Annotated in this window: 15 protein-coding genes; 4 read left to right on the forward strand and 11 right to left on the reverse strand. The window is 43.3% G+C overall.

What is annotated here, in order from left to right; genetic code table 11:
- The 3 genes from CW749_RS24875 to CW749_RS24885 all read right to left on the reverse strand — a co-directional run.
- Positions 1-560 (reverse strand): hypothetical protein (locus CW749_RS24875; protein ID WP_180958490.1); only part of this gene is annotated, 560 nt, incomplete at its 3' end.
- Between the two features lie 678 nt (positions 561-1238).
- On the reverse strand, positions 1239-1877 hold the full coding sequence (locus CW749_RS24880) for a pentapeptide repeat-containing protein (protein ID WP_101115232.1): 639 nt from the start codon (positions 1875-1877) through the stop codon (positions 1239-1241).
- Between the two features lie 43 nt (positions 1878-1920).
- Positions 1921-3714: a methanol/ethanol family PQQ-dependent dehydrogenase gene (locus CW749_RS24885; RefSeq protein WP_343232701.1), complete on the reverse strand. Its 1794-nt coding sequence runs from the start codon at positions 3712-3714 to the stop codon at positions 1921-1923.
- A gap of 421 nt (positions 3715-4135) precedes the next feature.
- Here CW749_RS24885 and CW749_RS24890 point away from each other — a divergent pair, with 421 nt between their 5' ends.
- The 4 genes from CW749_RS24890 (at position 4136) to CW749_RS24905 (ending at position 8137) form a co-directional block, all read left to right on the forward strand.
- A complete protein-coding gene (locus tag CW749_RS24890) occupies positions 4136-5308 on the forward strand; it encodes a DUF1611 domain-containing protein (protein WP_101115164.1) in 1173 nt (390 codons plus the stop codon).
- 2 nt (positions 5309-5310) lie between these two features.
- On the forward strand, positions 5311-5856 hold the full coding sequence (locus tag CW749_RS24895) for a hypothetical protein (RefSeq protein WP_101115165.1): 546 nt from the start codon (positions 5311-5313) through the stop codon (positions 5854-5856).
- 155 nt (positions 5857-6011) lie between these two features.
- Entirely contained in the window at positions 6012-6404 is a 393-nt protein-coding gene (locus CW749_RS24900; RefSeq protein WP_101115166.1) for a GFA family protein, read from the forward strand.
- Between the two features lie 392 nt (positions 6405-6796).
- A complete protein-coding gene (locus tag CW749_RS24905; RefSeq protein ID WP_101115167.1) occupies positions 6797-8137 on the forward strand; it encodes a thrombospondin type 3 repeat-containing protein in 1341 nt (446 codons plus the stop codon).
- 62 nt (positions 8138-8199) lie between these two features.
- Here the strand turns inward: CW749_RS24905 and pelG are convergent, their stop codons facing one another.
- From pelG to CW749_RS24945, 8 genes are all read right to left on the reverse strand, one after another.
- Entirely contained in the window at positions 8200-9573 is a 1374-nt protein-coding gene (gene pelG / locus CW749_RS24910) for an exopolysaccharide Pel transporter PelG (RefSeq protein WP_101115168.1), read from the reverse strand.
- Positions 9561-11066 carry a GT4 family glycosyltransferase PelF gene (pelF, locus tag CW749_RS24915; protein ID WP_101115169.1) on the reverse strand — a complete coding sequence of 502 codons (1506 nt, stop codon included), beginning with the start codon at positions 11064-11066 and terminating at the stop codon, positions 9561-9563. Before pelF ends, pelG begins: the two co-directional genes overlap by 13 nt.
- Positions 11063-12031, reverse strand: a complete 969-nt coding sequence (locus tag CW749_RS24920) for a HEAT repeat domain-containing protein (protein ID WP_101115170.1) — start codon at positions 12029-12031, stop codon at positions 11063-11065. The genes pelF and CW749_RS24920 overlap by 4 nt, the downstream gene beginning before the upstream one ends.
- Positions 11994-13370 carry a PelD GGDEF domain-containing protein gene (locus tag CW749_RS24925; protein ID WP_101115171.1) on the reverse strand — a complete coding sequence of 459 codons (1377 nt, stop codon included), beginning with the start codon at positions 13368-13370 and terminating at the stop codon, positions 11994-11996. Before CW749_RS24925 ends, CW749_RS24920 begins: the two co-directional genes overlap by 38 nt.
- A complete protein-coding gene (locus CW749_RS24930) occupies positions 13367-13915 on the reverse strand; it encodes a hypothetical protein (RefSeq protein ID WP_101115172.1) in 549 nt (182 codons plus the stop codon). Before CW749_RS24930 ends, CW749_RS24925 begins: the two co-directional genes overlap by 4 nt.
- 9 nt (positions 13916-13924) lie before the next feature.
- Entirely contained in the window at positions 13925-17443 is a 3519-nt protein-coding gene (locus tag CW749_RS24935) for a tetratricopeptide repeat protein (protein WP_101115173.1), read from the reverse strand.
- A gap of 33 nt (positions 17444-17476) precedes the next feature.
- Complete coding sequence (locus CW749_RS24940; RefSeq protein WP_101115174.1) at positions 17477-20257, reverse strand: endo alpha-1,4 polygalactosaminidase; 2781 nt, start codon at positions 20255-20257, stop codon at positions 17477-17479.
- A 189-nt stretch (positions 20258-20446) separates the two neighbouring features.
- A complete protein-coding gene (locus CW749_RS24945) occupies positions 20447-21244 on the reverse strand; it encodes a hypothetical protein (protein WP_101115175.1) in 798 nt (265 codons plus the stop codon).
- Positions 21245-21253: the final 9 nt, after the last annotated feature.

Raw genomic sequence — 21253 nt, forward strand, 5'->3', positions numbered from 1 at the left:
GTTGCTTGCTCAGCGGTCGTTTCAGAACTGGTTGTTTCTGATGTGGTATCGGTACTGGTCGACTCGGTAGATTCGGTTGTTGCTTGTTCAGTGTTATCTGTGGTTGTGGGTTCCTGATCGGTGTTGGTACTGTCAGTTGAGTAATCGACGTCTGGTTCGTCTACTTCACTAGCGGAGTCAGATTCGCTTTCGTTAGAGGTGCTGGAGTGAGTGTCAGAATCACTGTCCGTATTGGTGTTGTCAGTTGAATGATCGACGTCTGGCTCGTCTACTTCATTGGTGGACTCAGATTCACTTTCGTTAGAAGTGCTCGAATTATCAGAGATGAAAGTCCTTTGATTCTTTATGGTGTTTTTATCATTGCTGTTGGACGTTTCGCCACCTTCAATAACGGTCGTTGTATTTGCCTCCGGCAGAACAGTTACAGTTTCTTTTGGTTGTGTTGAGTTAGTACTTTGATCCAATGTAATAGCGTTTTTTGCAGGAACGGTATTCGTCTCAGAGTCTGCATTACAACCGACTAGGATGATCATTGTTAAGGGTATGAATAGTTTAAACATGCCTATAAAAATTCCTCGTAAATCTATTTTTGACTGTTATATGAGTAATGGAAATTAATTATTCACGTTAATTGAATAAGAAGTCAGTCAATTAGGAGTTACATAATCTACAGGTGAAAAATAAGTAAAATATAAACGAGTGTTTGAAGTTTTAATAACTAATTTCGAATCGATGATTTATTCTCCTCTCCAGAATGTGTGTAAAAAAGTGTGCTAAATTGTAATTATTGTAAATATGCTAACATTTTAATTATAAATGTGTCAAAAAGGCGCTTAGAAAACATACTATTTAGTATTTAAATAAAACCTTATAAAATAAGTGGTTAGGTGTTTTGAGGATTGCCGTGTTTTAATGGTACAGTTATTTATTTCTTTTAAAAACAATCACATATAATTTTTATGAACTTATTTTTCATTGTGTATGAAGTGGGCTTTTGAGAGCGATTATGTGACTGTGGTGATTGTGAAGTTATTTTTCTTTTATATTGAAATTATGTTTTAAATATGGTTTTAATATTTAAATTCTTAACTATAAGAGCTTTTTTTGGTTGTTTTTGAGCTTAAAAGGAAGGGTTTTGGTAGGGTGTTAACAATATAAATTTACAGATCAGTGCTTTATATATTTTCATAAAGCTAAAAAAAAACCAGTTCTGAGGAGGTTAGAACTGGTTATATGTATTACCAATTATGAGGGCAATGAGTACAATCCTGCATATTCGCATCTTGAAAAATGGCATAGTGCTTTCGGGAACCTGTCATATCGACATCCTTTAAGTTAGCACCATAAAACTTCGCTTCTTGAAGGTTCGAATTCCTCATGTTGGACTTAAAAAAGTCCGTTTTTGTCGCCCATACCATTTCTAAATTTGCGGCTTCCAATATGGCTCCATGAAAAGTCGCTTTGGAAACACGGGCAAATTCAAGGTTTGCCCCTGTAAGATCGGCACCATTGAAAGAAGCGACTTGAGCAAACATCGCCCAGCCTTTTATCGCTTTCATTTTGGCCTTATCAAATTTAGCAACCCTTGCATTGGCGTGACGAAGGTCGGTTCTAAACAGCTTTGCTTGAGTAAAATCTGCTTTCTTTAAATTAGCATTTTTTAAAATGGAATGGCTTAGGTTTGCACCTCTAAAATTAGAACGCTGAAAATCAGCACCAGTGAGTTCCAAATTGGATAAATCTTGACCGCTAAAGTCCATCTCCGTGCATTGAGTATAAGGCTTCATTTCACAACCATTGATTGTAGGGAATGGGAGCTCTTCAGCAATTGAAAATGGTGCACTTAACAGAACAAGCGAATATAAGGAAATACGCATGTTAGCCTCTACTTTTGATTGGCTTCTTAGTGTCGGGTACATATCAGTTAGCCCAATCCGGTATTTCGAAAACCCAAAAGCTTCCTCCTTGAGGTACTGGTTTGGTCAACTCGGCCATATCACCTCCCCACAAGGGAACGGCACCCCCATAGCCAGACGCGACACCGATATATTGCTTACCGTTTAGTGTCCAAGTTACAGGGCAAGAGATGATGCCGGAGCCCGTTTGAAACTTCCAAAGCTCCTGGCCTGTTTTAGCGTTAAAGGCTTTTAGGTAGCCATCACCAGTGCCAGTAAATATCAAATTTCCTTTGGTCGCTAACACGCCCGCCCAAAGTGGCAGCGGTTCTTTATGCTCCCATTTGATTCCTCCGGTGATGGGATCCATCGCCCGTAATATACCAACATGGTCTTCGTACATTCTCTTGATCCGAAATCCTTGCCCTAGATAAGCAGCGCCTTTTTTATAGGTGACATGCTCAGTCCAATAGTCTTCTTTCCAGTGATTACCTGGAACATAAAACCATCCAGTATCTTGACTGTATGCCATAGGATTCCAGTTCTTACCACCCAGAAACGGAGGGGAGACTTCGATAGCCTTACCTTGTCTTTCTCCTTGTGCAGGTTTTGGTGGGCGTTGCCCCTCTACTTCCGCAGGTCGTCCTGTGTTATCGATATGGGTGGCCCATGTGATGTTGTCTACAAAGGGAAAGGCTCGAATAAAATCGCCATCTTCACGGTTTATAACGTAGAAAAAGCCATTTCTGTCTGCATGAGCTGTTGCTTTGACCGTTTTTCCATCTTCTTGGTATTCAAATAAAATCAATTCGTTATTACCAGAAAAGTCCCATGCGTCGTTCGGAGTATGTTGATAAAACCATTTCACTTCGCCAGTTGTAGGGTCGACACTTACTTGACCGGACGTGTATAGGTTATCGTAATCTCGAGGATTACCGCCTTCTGATGTGCGTTTCCACGTATTCCAAGGTGCAGGGTTGCCTGCTCCAATTATAATGGTGTTTGTATCTACGTCATAGCTGGCACTTTGCCAAGGTGCGCCGCCTCCGTGATGCCATGCTTCAACGAGATTGCCGTCTTTATCCCGAGGCCAAGAGGGGGCATTTGGATCACCTGTTGGTGTGCTTTCCTTACCGTTTAGTCTGCCCATATGACCTTCGACAAAAGGTCGCATCCAGATCTCTTTTCCGGTATTCGGATCACGCGCATAAAGTTTCCCAACAACGCCAAATTCGTCACCTGACGAGCCATGAATAAGAAGAACTTGACCTGTTTTACTGTCTTTGACAATCGTTGGCGCACCCGTCATCGTGTAGCCTGCTTTGTAGTCTTCAAACCGGACTTTCCAGACCACTTTACCGCTCTTTCGATTTAGCGCGACCATGCCCGCATCTAACGTACCGAAAAAGACGTTGTCTCCAAAAATAGCAGCGCCTCGATTGACTACGTCACAGCAAGGTCGTATTCCTTCGGGAAGCCGATGTGCGTAGCTCCAAAGCTTTTTGCCCGTTTTAGCATCCAACGCAAATATCCGCGAATAAGAAGCAGTGACGTAAATGATCCCATCGTACACTAACGCCTGTGTTTCTTGTCCTCGTTGCTTTTCATCACCAAAAGAAAAAGACCAGGCCGGAGTGAGTTTACTCACGTTTCCTATGTGAATGTCAGTTAAAGGGCTGTACCGCTGCGCTTTGGGTCCCATACCATACATCAGCACGTTTTCAGGTGTGACGGCGTCATTCGCTATGTCTTGCCAAGTGACACCTACCGCTGTCATGGGCTGTGTTAAAAAAAAACAAAATAATAAATTGTATCTCAAAGAGCGTATCTTGGGTCTGGCATCAATGAGCCAACCGTATAACGTTCCCATTAGCTTTTTCAGTTGCATAATAAACCTCGTGTTTATCGCCAATTGTGGTATCTATCGAAGGGAGAGTTTGCTTCCTAAGCGTTGATACATATAGGGGGCAAGTTGAATATTGTGCGCCTACCACAACCCGCACGAAATCCGACGGAAGAAGTGCTTTTCTCATCCCTTAGTCTTAGTAACCAAGTCGGGTTTGAGCTATTTTGGTCAGAAATGTGGATTTGTTCACAATGATTATTATTAGCATTGGAGGTGTATATGCAGCACGAAATGTCTGTGCTAGCATAAAATTTCCATAGTTTTAGTGTGGACAAAGGCTGCTGTCAGTAATTGGTTAATGTCCCCCTAAACGAACAGTTTTCTGGGTGACAATATGTGTAACTTAGACAAGGATGTTGTTGGTTGTGGTAATGAAAAAGGCAACGGGGATGACTGCCTCATTAGATCCGACTTTTCCGTCTTTATAGAGCCGGAAGATGGGCGAATTCAGACGGCGATCATATATTGCGAAGGTCATTTTGGGGATGATATCTGTCATCTAGCCAACGGGCTTATTGTTGCGAGTGCGCATTTTGAAGTGCTTGCTGTTATTGATAGCACAAAGGCGGGGCAAGACAGTGGTGTGGTTCTATTTGGTGTAGCAAACGGCATTCCAATATGCCGTGATTTAGCGACTGCACTCTTATACTCGGACAATATCCCAGATTTTCTTGTATTCGGTTGGTATGTCTCTGGCAAGGTTATCAGTGAACAGGAAAGGCGGGTTATATTAACTGCTATTGAATATGGTATTCATATCATTCATGGCGGATACGATACTCTCAATCAAGATCCGGTCATTACCACGGCATGTAAAAAATACGATGTTCAAATCAGAGACTGGAGTTTTTTGCATTCAGGTGAGCCTTTTCATCGATTTACTAATAAAATAAAAGAGGTCTCCGCCCCACGTATTGTCATCATGGGAGATGATTCGGCAATCAGTCGCCTTTCAACCGCTAATACGTTAGCAAAAGTACTGACTGAGTATGGCTTGAACGTTACTAAAATTGCAACGAGTCAAGTTGGGTTAACGCATGGCACTCTCTATGGTGCTGCGCTTGAATTTGTTCCTCCTAAGTTTTACGCCGGGGAACTCGAGAACGTCATCTTAAAAGCTAACGTTGCTGAGTGTCCGGATCTCTTTGTTGTCGAAGGGCACGGAATGTTTCGGTCTCCGTCTTTTTACACTAGTGCAGCCATAATCTGCGGTGCTAACCCTAGTGCCATTATCTTAAATCACACCCCTAAAAAGATGCCTAAATTTGGTCTTAGCCCGGTTCCTGACTTAGGGTTGTATGATGAAATTCAATTGATCGAAATGTATTCAAAATCTCATGTCATTCTAGTGACGCTGAACACACAAAGTCTTTCGACAAAACAGCGGCAATCCGCCATGAGCGATTTAGCGATTAATAGTGGTCGACCAGTATCCGATTTGTTTGCGCAATCAGACAAACTTCTCCTTGAATGTGTTCTCACGACATTTCCGTACCTGAGGCGATGAAAATGAGTGACAAAACAAATGGGTTACAAAATCGGAAGCAAAAGAAGGGGATACCGATATTACGTCGATATCGTGGTAACAGCCTTCCTTTGCTGTATAAAGTTATTCTTATCTATGGAGTAACACTATTGGTCTTAGTTTCTTTAGGGAGGTACTTTGTAGCAGAGCGAGGGCAGGACACTCAAGATTCGTTACCCATACAAGATTCGTTACCCATATTAGATTTGAAAGTTTCGTTAGCTGGAAAAATGGCGACCAATCGTGCTCGACTTCAGTTGATGAGAAGCAAATTGATAGAAGCCGAGTGGCGCGCGCATAATCGGCGATATCAGATTTTGTTAGACCAGATAGAGGAGAGAATTGATTACTACGACATGAGCATTGATGACGTCATAAATATAAACGTCCTAGAATCCTACTCACCAGAGGATATGAAGGCGCTGCGTGCTGCGTTAAATGAATCACTTCGATCCGAAATGGAATATGAAGATATTCTTGATGAATACCAATTACTGGTGTTAAAACTCATGTTAAATGTCCATAGGTAAAAGAACGAAATACACATTTTGAATTAGCTGTGCTGTTAGATTTTTGTATCAATTTTAGCTGGCTCATCCCACTCCTCCCACCTCTCCTGACAGGTTTTGTCGAGGTTGTATGACACCATCAACCTTCCATTCTCTTATAGAAAAGGAAGGCTCATATGATTCAGGGAAGCTGTTGCTGTGGAACCGTTAAATTTGTACTTCACTCGAAGCCGAAGTTTCTTGGTATTTGCCATTGCAGCCGATGCCGAAAATTAGGCGTATCGGAGTTCTTTATGGTTGAAAAAGCGAGTTTTGAATGGGTATCTGGCAGGGATGAAGTGGTTGAGTATACCCCTGAGCCTCCTTTCATTTTTAAGCGATGTTTTTGTAAAAAATGTGGTTCGAGCCTTGGCGAGGTTTTGTCGGATGAGTCGGAATTCCCTGTTGTAGCAAATGTCTTGGATTCCGATCCTAATCTTAAGGTTCTGTTCCATGAGCATGCCGCCACCAGACCGTCATGGCAGCTCATTCATAGTGGCGCAAAAGTGTTTGAAGCCGATCCTCATTAAAACATCACTCTCAACAAACTCGCTTTACCTCTTAAAGCCCAAACCGAAATGTTTGGGCTTTTAAATTTTCCTTAAAACTAAGAGCCACAAAACATCGAGGGGTAACTGCGAATTGAAAAGCTTTGCCACTGTGATTTGAAAGGTCTTGAGCTGATTAGAAAGGAAATATGTATCCGGATATATAGTGATATTTCACTTAGTAGTGAAATATTCTGATACATATTTGAAGATTAGTATTTGATAGCAAGATTGTGATCGATTTTTAGTGTGATGAACTGGTCGGATTTGATTTTTAAATTGTGACAATGAAGCAACAGTAAAGAATTAGAGAGTGCGTGATTTATCCGTTTTTATTACATATGTGCTTAATTGTATAAAAGATGGAAATAATTATGATAAATGCAGTTCTCATGTCGGCATTGGCAACTTCATTCTTACCTATCGGACAGGTTGAAGATATCGCTCAGGCAGCGCCAGTTCCTCAGCAGCTTAATGCCAGTGCTTTTGCGACTGGTTCAGCTGAAGCAGCCTATAAACCTGTTTGTCAGACCATTCAACTTGATGCTTCCTACAATGCCACATTGAATACTGGTAGCGGCGTTTGTGTTCACTTTTCAGTCGCTGAGCCTACCAAGATCACCAGCATTATGAACCAGCTGGATGATGTGACGGATGCTTCGTTAAAGCTTTATCACCATATTAATGGTCAATTTAAACAGGTTGGAACGGAATCTGTTGTAGCAGGAAAGGGGAGCGAAGTTCTACACAGCTTGAACCAAGCTGGCGAGTACTATTGGCAAATTACTGTTGCTAAAGCAACCAACGATGCCATTTTGTTCGGATCCATTACGACGAAGCATTTTGATGAACACGAAATCAACGACACGTTTGAAACCTCTACACCATTTTCTGAGGGATGGCACAGCGTAACCGCTAACATGGATACAGGAATTGATGCCGACTACTACTTGTATGAAGCAACCAGTACCGATGGTATTAAGCTATTCCTTGATGATCAATTGGCACCAAATAGCTGGAAACTCGAAGTATTGCGCGTGAATTCTCCAACGTGGGTGGAATACCAAGGTGGGGTAGAACACTTGATTTTAGGGCTAGCAAATCAAGAGCGTATGTTAGTGCGCGTTACAGCCAATGCATCTGCCGCGGCAACAACCGAATCGTATGCCTTATCTGTGGGTGCACCTGAGGTGGTTTCTCCTAGCTACAAATACGCACCAGGTACGTTCTCGGGCAGTGTTAGCCTGCAAGGTCGCGTTAACAAAACAACATACTTCAATGCCGCAACACCATACGATACGTTGAAGTCGTTTGTTATCATACCACGTTCCGATATAAGCTCGGCGCTTAACTGCCGCATTCGACTGTATGATGGAGTCAACAAACAAATTGGTGTTTACGGATGCGAACGCTCTCAGCAAGTGAACTTTGAAGAAACCAATGACTTTAAGAAGCCGATTCGTGCTCGTTTAGAAATGTACCATGCGGATTTCGCGAATCGCGGTACGGTTTACTACAACATCGGTCTGAACGCTTCATTTAATTACATCGCGGATTTAGACGGCGATGGCATGTCTCAAGCCTTTGAAAATCAACATGGCTTGAATGATCTTTCGGCACTTGATGCAGCTTTGGATACCGACGGCGACGGCGCGACTAACCTGCAAGAATATCAAGCAGGAACCGATCCAACCGATGCGATAAGCAAGCCTTAGTTTTACGTTCTAATTCTGGAACTATGATGCTGTGAAGCCCTACCTTAGCGTAGGGCTTTTTGCTAGGTGCGTTGCAACATAAAGGTGTGATAGACCAAATTTGAAAAATGCTTATTCAGCATCAAAAATCCAACAACACTGGTGAGCACCATCGATATGACAAAGCCGTATCCGTAATATATGGGGCCATAGTCAATGCTGATATGAGCAAATGAAAAGTTGAGCACAGCCATGATGAATGAAAGTATCAGAGCCGAATACCGTTTATCCAAATAGAACATCACGTTTAAAATGGCCATAACTAATACTTGAAAACTCACGCCCACTAAATCTACATACAGCAAGTGTAAATAGGCTAAGTCGATACCGAGTATGTTGAGAATGTCTTCTGCCCATACAATGAGTAACGCTAACGTAATGCCTTGAACTTTGAATATTTCGTAAATACTTTGCCTACATGCAACGACAATGTTGTTTTTCAAGTGAACGATGGTTTCTAGCGTTTCGCCTTCGCGCACGGCGTCATAAAATTTTAAGCAAGCCGCTGCGAAGTCGGTTTCCATACGGAGTATAAATACCGCCATGCCGGGCATGATGGCAAGGTAAGCGATAAATATAGGCAAATCGTAAATATACGATGCTCGAAAGATGGCGATAACTTGATGTGAGGTTTCCTCTCTTGCCCAAAATACGAACTTATCTAACCATACGCCTAAGTAGTAGAAAGCTCCGCAAAAAATCAGTGAGTAAAAGGCTTTGCGAGGGTTTAGAAAGTCAAAGGCAACAATATGGGTTGGCGGGTAGTGACGAATAACATAAAAAAGAAAGGTGAAAGTGAGTAACGCTTGCCCTAGACAAAAAATAAACAAAAGCCCGAAAAGACCATTGGGCTCAATGATGTAATTCGCCAGCACCATTGAACAATAGCTGACAGCGATAACCGTGAAAATGCGGTAATACTCTTTCATGCCACTTAAAAAAATGATGACAAGCCATTGGTTACAAAGCAGAACTGTTGTAACAAAAATAGTGACCTTTACCAAAGCAGGTAGCTCAGGTGATAAGAACAGGGCAATACTGCATATACCTCCTCCAAGGATACTTACGATGGTCATCGCACCAAATAAGTTGGGAATAATATGACGTTCTTCTTTCGCGTAGATAAGATCAGAGATAAAACGGGTAATGAGAAGCTGGATAAGCCCACTTATGATGAGAGAGCAGGCCATCATATAAGTCACAATTACTAAAAATTGCACAATAACAATGGCCGGAGAAACAACGGAAGCGCTGATAATCCCTATCGTAAGCAGGGCCAAAATAGACATAATCCAGGGGCCTGAACTGACCATGCCCGCTAACCCATACGCTTCGAATATGGAAAGCAGCGAATCCCTTTTCAGTATCTTTTTTATTTCGAAGCCTATTCCTGCCATTGAATGGATTCCTTGTATAAATGTTGATACGCCTCAAACATGTCCTTGTCTTGGTAGTATTTACAGACACGTTGCCGCCCATTGTCCCCTTTTTCTTGCCAAACCTTAGGTTCCTTGAGTAACTCAACAATGGCTTTTGCCCCTTCCGTAGGGCTTGCCATAGAGATGACAGCGCCTGCAGAACCAAAGACGTCATCGCTGTTGCCTGCACCTTCAATGATTTCGCGACAGGCACCTACTTCAGTTGAAATACAAGGAATACCAGATGCCATAGCTTCTAACAGCACGAGCGGCTGTGCTTCGCTGATAGACGTTAGAATGAGTGCACCTAGCTTTGGCATCATTTCAGTCACGTCTTGGTTACCCAACAAAGAAACCTTATCGCACAGTCCAAGGCTCTCTATGAGTAACTGGCATTCCTTGAGGTAGTTCTCATCTTCTTCTGATGGACCGATAATCCACCCCTCTATATCAGGGAGCGATTCCGCCGCGATTCGAATGGTTCGAATGAAGGTTTTGATGTCTTTGATTGGGACAACCCGTCCAATTAGCCCAATGACATGAGGCGGTGTGTTCGGTCTTTGCTGGTAAGCCTGTTCGAATCGAGATAGATTTATGCCATTTACAATCACTTTGGTTTTGGTCTTGGGGGCGCCATCTCGATGCTGCCGCTGGCGGTTCCCTTCGAATAAGGAAATGACCTGAGATGCTTGGTGATAGGCTGTTAACCCTAGTTGCTCGAAAAATTGTATCCATGTCTTTCTTACCGCCTCCATTTCTCGATGCATACTGATATCAATTACGCTGTGCCGGTCTTTGATCCAACTGGCTTGCGAAAGGTCTATTTTCCGTTCTTTGGTGTATATACCGTGTTCCGAAATGACCAGAGGTCTACCGGTTACCTGATGGCAAAGGCTACCTAGGAATCCTGCGTACCCAGTAGAAATACTGTGGTATATCTTAGCTGGCGGTAAAGACTGGCTGATGCCTGCAAGAATGAAAAGCGGTTGATAGATGTTTCGAAATGTCCAAAAAAAATCAACGAAAGATTCTGTCGATGCGTTGTTAATGTATTTCTCTGTCAGGATCTGCCATGAGTTTTTACTATGGAGAAAATCGTTAAGGCATAATTTGCGGTTTCCTACCGCTAGAGCAAATTGTTTGAGTAAATCGCCTGAAATTGGGGTGTCTGGATTTTCAAAGGAATCGAGAAGTGTTTTCCAAATTAGGAATGCTTCTTTGTCGCTCTTCGTATGAGCATTTCCCGTGTTTGGGTGCTCATTGAGCAAGTAATGCACTTCAAATCCAACCACGTTATCTGGGAAGGTGTACTTGGCTTCATCATAGAAATCGGGGTGCCCGCCAATAAAAATTAGGTGAAAAGTGAAATCAGGGAGCCCTGAAATAATTTGATGCACCCAGCTCGATACACCACCTCTTACATAGGGGTAAGTCCCTTCCAATAATAGGCAAACATCGACGTCTTTTTTCATGACCAAAACGCCTTAAGCTGGCTTAACTTGGAGCTTTGACCCGATGGGAAGTAAGCCAAGTATTGCTGAAGCTTTTGGTAATCTTTGGCTATGTAGGCGGCTTCGGCAAGGTAGGGAGCAACTTGTGTCATCTTTAACCCTCCAGTTTGAGCTTTGGATAGGTGGATCTCGGCCAGCTCGGTCTTCTTTTGTTCTAAATATACTCGCCCTAGCAACAGGTTGAATGGCGCTTTTTCTTGAATGTTGTTGGCTGAAATTAAAAACGCCTCGGCTTGCTCTAAGTAGTAATTTTTAATAACGCCATCCGCGATACCCAAATAACAGAGTTCCCAGTATTGCTGGGCAATATCAAAGGCAATTTCGGCTTTATTACTTTGTTTATACTGCTTCTTAAATAGAGAGATTGATTGGTTAACATCGGTTTCTATGGTTTCTAGCGAGGCATAAGCCAAAAGCCGAACATCATCGTCTAAGTCTTTTAACGCCAATTGAAGAAGGGGAACAGATTGCTGCTTAGGCAAATACTGTACGGCTTGAATGGCAAGCAGTCTTCTGGCTGAATCTTTGTTGTATAAAAGAATTTCTCGTAGTGCCCCCGCACCAAAGTGGGGTTCAATTTTTTCTTTATCAGGGGAAGACAAATCGAGGTGCTTACAAGCTTGCCACGTAATGTCGGAGTGAGGGTGGGGGAAATGAAGGGACACGACGATACTTATCGTTGACCCTATGAAGCCAACAATCGGCAGAAAAAGGTGGAAGGTGAAAAGGAAAACGAACGTCGTTGTCCGATGAACTTGCAAATTTTGTGGCATCGCTTTCCAAACAAATAACGCCATACTGATACTGGAAAAAATGTGTAAACCTAAAGCGACTAACCACTCCGATGCTACAGGCGAAGGCTGCATCAAAGGGTATACCGCCATGGCTTCAGTAGCGATGGCTTGCAAAAATAGCCATATGGTCATTTACAATTCCTAGTTCTCGCATGGCGACATCGATGTCTTGATCATCTCGATCTATGACCCAAGGTCCCCAAATACTGACTTCATTTCGGTGGTCACCTAGATCGTCTTGAAGAAGCTTTTCTAAGCGCCCAACATACTGTGCTGCGTGGCTGGCATTGGTGAGCGGTAATAGTACGGCTAGCGCTGGTTTTCCTGAGGACGTTGTAAACGACCAATAGACATCGGCACCTCTACGAAACTTGACGATAGATTGAAGTGTTTCGTGGTGAGTACCAACATGATCGACACAATACACAAGGGTGCTGTCAATGCCTTGGTTAAGCCTGTTTTGCTCGGCTCGGTCAATGTATCGAAGAAAAGCTTCTTTGTCGGATTCTTGCAAAATGGGTGCGACGATGGCGTCGCAAAGCAAGTCGGCAGCATGATTGGCAACTAGCGATAAAAGCGCAATATTAGCAGGCGTCAACATAAAGAACTTAGCGCTTTCTGCAACAATACACCCTTGCAGGTCATCGTGTGTGTCGACCATCGGAATACAAAGTTGGTAGCGTGAGCTGTGGGTGTGGTGTTCATCTAACTTAGCAGGGGAGAGCAGTTGTTTGCGCTCCATCATGTCCTTGAACATGGGGTCGCTCGTATCCAACAAATGATCGGTGCCGATCTCGGCGTGGGGTAGCGGGTTCAGCTTTTCATAACCAGCGCGCTGTTTTCCGTGCACAGTATCTTTGCTATCAACACTGTAGATACCGCCGACTTCGATACCTCCAATTTCTGACAGTAAGTTGAGAATCGGTTCTCCTAAGAATTCCAATCGGCGCTCGTTGTGCAGTGTCGCAATCTTTTGCAGCTCACTGACGCTTGCCCGTAAGCTAACCGTTTGACCGGCTGTTCTTTGTTCAAGTTGGTCATGAGAGACTTTAAGTAATTGATAACTCTGCGCTAGGCTTGCCCTTCTTTGATTTATGTATTCAAACTCTGCTAAGTTTTTTTGTGTAATATCGTCCCACTGGTCGCGAAATTCTCCAGCAATCATGATGATTAACATCATTCCAACCGAGATATAGCTAGGGAAGTATTCAATCAGATTTGAGCGTTCTAAAAGTGCCGCGAGCATAGCAGACATAGCAAGTGCGCAGATCACGCCTTTAGCAAAGCCATATCGAAGAGAAATCAGAAGAGGACCAATGATTGGCCACAAGAAACTGTCATGGGAATTCGGTAATAACACACCAGATCGTGTCCAAACATAGGTCGAAATTATCGCAACAACAAGCGTTTCAAGCCAAGCGACGGTATCGTGCTTAAACCCCATTACGAGATGGCGTAAGAACTTTCTCATTCAAGGTCACTCGAGCTTGTGGGCTCTGGCAGTTGTTCAATGTCGATACCATCAAGTAAGGCTTCAAGAACGATATGCCCTGTGCGACTGACGCTTTCTCTTCCCCATCCACTTCGTGACCCCGTTGCGCGCCAATACACGGTTTGTTTGTCTGCCGATATGATCTCTAAAGAGATGCCGACTGCGGGCTCCCCATCCAAACCACTCTTGTAATGCCACTCCTCGATGGAACCCGTTATTATGTAGTCTGCATTCTGCTGTAAGAGCCAATCTTTGGCATGATTCTGTTTGATGGAAGTGTCTAATATGCTGGCTAAATCGTTGCTCTCCATGACGGGGTAAAGTTCTGCATTGACGCCTTTTTTGTATAGCTGAGCTCTAAGAATTCGCTCCACTTTCTCGGCAGCCAATACTGTGTTTGAGTGGTTCTGCATCGGCATGATGACCCATGTTTTATTGGAATATAAAGTGACGCTGTCCGGCACGTGGTAAGTGGCACATGCAGTAAGCCCTAAAAGTGTCAGTGCAATGGTCAGATATTTCATAAGGTATCCTTAAAATCCATATTGATAACCAAGCGAAATTTGCATGGATTCTTGCCCGTTTCGATCTTGGCTTTGCCAATCCACAGTAAGAGACAACTCGTCGTTCCCTACTAACCTCCAGCCAATGCCAGAGCTTACAGCGAGCCCAGAGCGATGCGTTTTCGTATTGTAATTTGCTGCCATATCGAGCCAATAATTGGGTGACGGCGTCGATGTACCAGCAGAACCTGGAGCTCCGTGCCAAAGCCGGTGTCCTAGCGAAATTTGTTCGTAATCTTCATTAATGAGGGTGCTGGTGGTTATGGGAAAACGAGAAGAGAGCCACTGATTAGTTTTATCCAGAGGGTCATCTGAAAGGTGTGCTTTTTGCGTCGCATAATTGGCGTAAAGCTGCCATGCCGGGTCATTAAAGAACAATTGCTCTGCAGCTCGAATGTTGAGATCCCACCCATGCCCGACGTTTTCCCCAAACCGAGTAGTAATGTCATGCCAATTGAGCTGAGCAGTGAGTGACTCATAAGCGGTCGGTTGGTAAGTAATATTTCCACCAATTCTGTTGGATTGACCGATTAAATGCAGAAGTTGGCTTGCTGAAATAGCATTATCCACTCCTACATTGAGCGACAATTGCCATTCTTTATTTAGCTTTGGCTTATATATGGCGCTGACACCCATTCTATTGTCACCAATGCCGTCTGCTAAATCGAAGGCAAGTAACCAAGAGCGTGTATCTTTTAGGTGTGCGTAATTGCCTTTGACGCGCTTTTCACTGGAGGCATACGCTGTAGGGAATGTGTCCACCGATTCCGTGATTTGATAATGGGTACTCGCTTTCCAATTTCCATTTTGATGAGGCGAAAAATATTCAACGGAATAGGTCGACATGTCCCATTGGGTATTAGTGAGAACCGACGATTTGATGCCATGGGCGTAGTCTTGCCTTTTTGGGGCATGCATTTTTCTTAATTGATATTCAAGAGCAGGCAGCCCTATATCCCCAAGTGCGTTTTGACCAAGCTGCCACGCATTATAATGCTGACCTGTGAACTGAAGCGCTTGATACTGTTCTGTAATACTCAAGTTTAAGCTTTCGCTCAACAAGCGTTGGACTTCTTCTTTGTCGTTGGTTTGTATGGCCAGCGAGAGGGCTTGAGAATCCGGCAAAACAATATTGTGAGTCTTGCTCCAGTGATACCAAAATACCGCGTCATCTGGGCTTACGTTGTTCATATAAACTTGAAACCGCTGCTCAACGTCTTTGGTGGAAGTTTGCGCCAAAATATCCGACTGGACCTTTGGCTTAGCAATTGATGGTGAAACAAAATACGCCACTAAGGACTGATACGCTGCGCGGCCGCTTTTTGATTGAAACAGTTGGTCGGTCAACTGTATGGCGACGTACTTTCTGAGCTCATAAGCTTTCCGTATTTCACCAGAGTTTTCCAACGATTCAGCGTAGCTAAGGAGTGCAGGAGCACTGTTTCTTTCATTGGTTTGTAGAAGTTTTGTGTACCAAAAGTCGGCTTCTTTGGTGTACTTGAGCGTTTTGGCAGAGTTAGCGAAGACAAGCCACATTTCAGGGGTCTGGCTTAGCGGGTGTTTATTGTTGTTATACACACTTTCTACTGTTGGTAAGTCTTGGTATTCGAGCGATAGCCACAGCAAACCGCTAACGGCTGCCGGATTATGAGGAGAGATTTTCAGTGCCTGGTCATAATGGGCATAAGCCAGCCCGATATTGCCTTTATCTACCTCTGATAGGGCGTAATAGATTTGAGCGTTAGTATTGTTATCAAAAACACCTTCTTTCAACGCTAATGCTTTAATGGCTTTAAATCTTTTTTTATCTTTTATATTCCAAGCAGCTTGCAGTGCTTCATACAATGCTGCGCCATTTTGGTTTTTTTGGAAAATGGATGTAAGCACGTCAATCGTGTTTGGTGTTAATGGCGTATTGAGGCGAACATAGCGGTAGACATCAACCTGCTGATAGGAAGATTCGATTTGCTTATTAATGGCAAGGAGTGCCAACTCTCGGTTGTTGGTTTCCCATGCAAGTGATAAGACTTTGTTTAGGTATTCGTTGCCTGCGCTAAGCCAATCTTCTGGGGTGGTGAGTACTTCTAGTGCTTTGTTTGGTTCGAAACTCTGAATGAAAAACGTATAGAAGAACTCGGACTCTTTCGTTGTTGGAGTGTGTTGTTGTGCCAGGACATGCCAAATAGCGATGACCTGTTCGGTTTGCCCTAAATAAGACAAAAGCCGAGCTTCGTGAAAGAGCAAGTCTATGTCGTTGGGTCTGAAGGTTTGTAACTGCTTCAAAAGTGACAGGGTATAAACGGTACCTCTCGCTTTTTCTGACGCATTCAACCAATTGGAGTACTCGGTTATGTCGAGCTTGTTTCGTTCGACTAAGCGCTGATAAAAGGCGCTCTCACTGGCTAAATCTCCCATAGCACGGGCTTCTTCAACACCGTTTCTAAGTTGAAGGTTACTGGGGTTATGATCGAGCAGCGCTAAGCTCATTTTTAATGCATTTGGAATATCGTTTACCCATGTATAGAGCGTATGCAGTTGAGCAAGATCTTCGGGATAAGGGTCGGATACGATGGTCGTTTCTAGCAACGAAATACTTTCTTGAAGTCGCCCTTGAGAAACGGCGAGTTTAGCGGTGATACTTATCAGGGGAGGGGAAGGGGCCAGCTTTGACAGCACTTTAAGTTGGGAGATAGCAAGTGGCGTGTTTCCTACTGATATAGCGTACTCTACCGTTAACCGTATGAATTCAGGGCGAAGTTTTAACTCTCCTTCGTAGGTTTTTACAAATGTTTCCCCTTCGTGGAAAGAGCCCGATGACGTGAACAAATCAAGCAGACGTTTGGCATTCTCTAGAGAGGGGGTCTCTTCAAAAATGTCCCGCTGTATGGCTAAGGCATTTTGGTAATCCGCACTCTGAAGTGCTAAATCGATCAGTTCGAAGTAATGATCCGTGCTTTTAGCATGAGGTTGCAATATCTCAAAGCTCAGGCTTGGCAGTGCTATAGATTGGGCGCCATCGGCGAATGCGAGTGCGTATTTCCGACTTTTTATTGGTATCGAACTGCTGATGAAATCACGAATTTCGGCTTTTGTTTCTTGGTCATCTTTCTCTAAGTGGTAGCTCTTTAGTAAAATATCGAGATACAAAACTTGGGTATCCCAATCTTTCGTACCATCCGTTTTGAGCAGTAAAGGTTTCGCTAAGTTTTTTGCTGTTTCGTAATCGCCGCTATCGCTTAACGTGGCGATCATCTGCCGTGATATGTCTCTATTGTCAGGGGCTTTGCTACGAAGTTCTTTCAAAAATGCGAGTGAAACGCTTGGTGATTCAGAGCGAGACAATTGTTCGGTAAGATTTTTTTCATCAGGGGTAACTATCCACAGCGCTAACGTCGCGCAAACCACCAAAGCAACCAGTATTGTTTTGGTGATGAACAGATTACCTTCATGATCAACATCATATCGAACGGTCTTCTTTTGGCTGCACATACACTGCGCTCCTGAGTCTTTTAGTGTTCATATTTAGGGGCAAGTAAGAGACCCACTCACATAGCCAGACGTTTTCATTAAATATTTGGTGCGATTCTTTTTGATAGTTTGAGCCTCAAAAGGCAGTGTTGTTTGCAACTGACACTGCGCAGCATTGGCAATGACCATTTCTAAAGGCACATAGCTTTCAATTTCCCAATGCACTTTGTAAGACTCTGCGCAGTTACCTTTCGTACATTGTGCTGTTTCCCATTTAAGGATTTTTCCATTTGAATGAACGAGTCTTGTTTGGTTTTTCTGGTTCGATCTTTTGACGAATCTTGTTTTTGGTGACGTGAGAATGAAGTAGTTACCGTCTGGTCCTTGATTCCATCCTGCCAATTGGCTGAGTTGTATATCGGGTGTAAAGCTTGTGTCGTTAAATCGCACACTTCGGATCCCTGTACTGCTAACGAGCCAATCTCCATCCAATGTTTTGGCTATACCTGTTTCATACAAGGACTGTGCTTGTTGGGCGTAATCGCTCAGATAAAGAGGAATTAACGTTTGTTTTTTTGCCCATTCGTGCAGGTTGATGATCACCTTTAAAGAGGCAGGGTACGCACCGGAATACATATGATAGTAAATGCTGACACTTTTTATGCGGCGCGGCTCGCCTGTTAGTTTGAATGTCTCTAAAACACGTTGATACCCATCAAAATGTTCGGTCCATAGATTGGTGTACATATTTTCATTTAGAACGGGAGCATAGACTTGTACTGCGCTTGTATACCAAGCAATGGTGGGTGATATAGGCGCAAATTTCCCTCCGCCATTGACTAGAAATGTATTTCCACCATTCACGTTGAGTAAGTTTGCCTCTTCCGCAATCCTAAGTACATTTTCTGTCGGGTTTGCAACGCCTGACCACAGTATGAGTTTGGTCTGTTTGCCTTTCGGGGCTAGACGTTGATTTATATAGTCGGCGCTACCTTTGATTTCTTTGTGAAAATCTAATTTGTAGCCTTCAATAGGAAGATTATCTCCATATATTTTCTCTTTAATGGTTTGTCTTTTATCCCAAAAGAATGGATGGCTAAAGGTATGAGAGGCAATCTCAACGTTGGGTAAGGCAAATATTTTTTGTGCGATGGCCTCTAAATCGGCACTTTTAGAGGGGAAAATGCCCTCTTTGGATATCTCGCCTTGAATGATAGAAACGGTTTGAGGCAACTTAAATTGTTTGAACACCTCTTGGTATAGCGTATCGGCGGTGTATTGCTTCTTTGGAAACCAACTTACTGATGGGAAGCCATCACCATCTACGTGGCTCGTCAAAATCCGCCGTCCAGAATTTGTGGTGACGTCAGCGATAGGAATATCGGGAAGATCAAGCAGCTTGCCCATCATGTGAAAGGGGTCCATGAGCCAAGTTTCTCGCTGATTTGCAAGGTTTAAAACAGGTAATGGACTAAGTGAAGCACCGCCCCACTTGGCTTTAAACATCAATGTGGAAGACTGCCCAGTTGCATCTGTGATTTGAATTAAAGGTGTGATGTTCTGATCAGTGGGCTGCCACTTGGGGTAGCGCTCAAACTCACTAAGAGGCAAAGGGTAGTGGTTTGAAAGCCATTCATTACCGCGGGATACTTCCAATTTACCTGATAGAAATCCATCTTGTTTTATCCCCATCTTGCTCAGAAGATCTTGATTTTGGGGCAGCGTTTTGATGAATAAAATAGGAATACGGTTAAGTACGGTTCTTATCCAGTCGGTGAGTTGCGGTGTATTGGTGTAAGTTTCTTGTTCAAGCCAAAAAAAGATGGCTGCATAACGGGTTAAATCAAGATCGGCGAATTGAGGCTGGTTGACATCCATACATTCTGGTACATACCCATTGTACTCAATTGGCATTGAGAACATCCGATGGCATCGGGACTGCGTATAGGTTTCAAAGCTACTGTCATATACCCCAAGCACACGCTTTGGAATGGGCTCTATTGTACTTATGCCGAATTGATAAAGCATTCCGTCACTGATGTAAGGTGTATACCCTTCTTTCACCAGTTTTTTTGCGGCGTTTCGCTGCTCGTCTCTCTGGCTTGCCGGGAGATAGTCGATCACTATGACCTCTAATCCCGATTTCTTTATGGGTTTGAGTTTTTTGCTTAACCAATTGGAGTCAGAAGAGCTCATTTTTACGTATTGTTGATTGGTTGGCTTGTACCCGTAATAAAGAGACTCTGCGACGACGCCAGCAATTTTTGATGCCACGCTAGGCAGCACTTCAAAGCCTCGGTTAATCAATATTTCTGGTGAGTTGGAGGTTTTTGCTAGTGAGCGAATGATGTCGATAAGGGCGGCTTGCTGATGTGTTTTTTGTGTTTCTGTATGCGCGAATAGAAAGTAACTATCTAGTGTGTCAAGAAATATGCCGTCAAACCCACGTTTACTGTAATTCTCAGCCTCTAAGAGTAAGTGCTGTTGCCATGGTTTGGATGACAAATCCATTACATGGCTGTTCCAGTTTTTGTTCTTTGTTTTAACTGAACGTATCAAAGATTTAGGTATGGTTTGACCGCTTAGCTCTCCGACACTCAAATAAGCAAAAACGCGAGTGTTGGCTTTGTGCAGGGCTTTAATATTCCGATCTGAGATAAGTGTGGGTGTGACGACAACACGGTCATAATTAATGAGCTCTCTGACAGAATCTATCGCCCCATAATAGAAGGCGATAGATTCACTTTTTTTGGCAGCAAACTCAGGATCTTTTGCAGCAAAAACAGAAATAGGCAACAAACTTATGAGAAAAATCCATATTCTCAGAGTAGGCATAATAAATACGCATCAATTTTTATATTGGTTATAGTAAAAATGTAGTTACAGCAGGCGGTAGATGCAAAGTTTTGAGGAAATAAAGTAAAAGATGCGTTGGTGTAAGTTTATGGAAAATTTGAGAAATGCACGTTTATCTGTGACAGCGAGGCGGGCACATCGCTGCCTCAAATGCTTTTAGAGATTATATCAACGCCAGAAAAACAAACTGAATGATGTACAAGCTGAAATAACAACGAGTACTGCGGTAATACCGTATTGAACATCAGGTTTTATGATGTGTTGCGTTAACGCGGGTGCCACCATAAAGTTGCGTCCTCCCCAATCTCTGTCCTTCATGTGAAAACATAAGCTTAAGAACATTAAGTGGCTGGACGTGACAATTCGTGCATGAAAAAAGTCATCTGCGTAAATGGCGACAGTAATAGAAGCTGTTTGAGTGATCAGTAAGGTGAGCTTAGGGAGTACCCACTTATATTCCACTAGCAACATTTGCAGTACCCATGCGCAATAGAGCACGATGAGCTGCCAAGGCACGCTAGTGCCGAAAAGTATGATAGAGCCATTCTCATTCAGGTATGTTTCTTTTCCGCTAACAAGCCAAAGGTATATGGATATCGCGAGGTATGCCGACAAGAAGAACGAAGAATGTGCCTGTTTTTTCCATTGTACGTACAGGAAGCCTACGGTGTGGGCAATAATGAATGCTTTCATGCCAATGTCGAAGCTGCCTAAGCCAATGATGCCTGTTAATAGCAAAAAGCAGAGTAGGTTAAAGCTGGTTTCTAGCAAAAAAATACGTTTGAGTTCACGTGCATTATCAACGGGTTTTACAAATGACCAAAATAAAGCTGGCAGAGCGAGCGTAAGGAAAAAACCTACCCACACAGAGCTTTCTACAAGCGTGTAAAACCCTTGCGCGTAAGCTAAGCAAAACATCAAGAATAAGAGTGATGATAAAGGAGGGTAGTAGGTGCTGTTAGTCATATTTTTTTG

The sequence above is a fragment of the Vibrio sp. vnigr-6D03 genome, assembly GCF_002835515.1.
In the GTDB taxonomy this organism is placed as follows: Bacteria; Pseudomonadota; Gammaproteobacteria; order Enterobacterales; family Vibrionaceae; genus Vibrio; species Vibrio penaeicida.

Coding starts and splice junctions, on each gene's coding strand:
- CW749_RS24880 (WP_101115232.1), bottom strand. CDS start 1,877: ATGCGTATTTCCTTATATTCGCTTGTTCTGTTAAGTGCACCATTTTCA.
- CW749_RS24890 (WP_101115164.1), top strand. CDS start 4,136: ATGTGTAACTTAGACAAGGATGTTGTTGGTTGTGGTAATGAAAAAGGC.
- CW749_RS24895 (WP_101115165.1), top strand. CDS start 5,311: ATGAGTGACAAAACAAATGGGTTACAAAATCGGAAGCAAAAGAAGGGG.
- CW749_RS24900 (WP_101115166.1), top strand. CDS start 6,012: ATGATTCAGGGAAGCTGTTGCTGTGGAACCGTTAAATTTGTACTTCAC.
- CW749_RS24905 (WP_101115167.1), top strand. CDS start 6,797: ATGATAAATGCAGTTCTCATGTCGGCATTGGCAACTTCATTCTTACCT.
- pelG (WP_101115168.1), bottom strand. CDS start 9,573: ATGGCAGGAATAGGCTTCGAAATAAAAAAGATACTGAAAAGGGATTCG.
- pelF (WP_101115169.1), bottom strand. CDS start 11,066: ATGAAAAAAGACGTCGATGTTTGCCTATTATTGGAAGGGACTTACCCC.
- CW749_RS24920 (WP_101115170.1), bottom strand. CDS start 12,031: ATGACCATATGGCTATTTTTGCAAGCCATCGCTACTGAAGCCATGGCG.
- CW749_RS24925 (WP_101115171.1), bottom strand. CDS start 13,370: ATGAGAAAGTTCTTACGCCATCTCGTAATGGGGTTTAAGCACGATACC.
- CW749_RS24930 (WP_101115172.1), bottom strand. CDS start 13,915: ATGAAATATCTGACCATTGCACTGACACTTTTAGGGCTTACTGCATGT.
- CW749_RS24935 (WP_101115173.1), bottom strand. CDS start 17,443: ATGTGCAGCCAAAAGAAGACCGTTCGATATGATGTTGATCATGAAGGT.
- CW749_RS24940 (WP_101115174.1), bottom strand. CDS start 20,257: ATGCCTACTCTGAGAATATGGATTTTTCTCATAAGTTTGTTGCCTATT.
- CW749_RS24945 (WP_101115175.1), bottom strand. CDS start 21,244: ATGACTAACAGCACCTACTACCCTCCTTTATCATCACTCTTATTCTTG.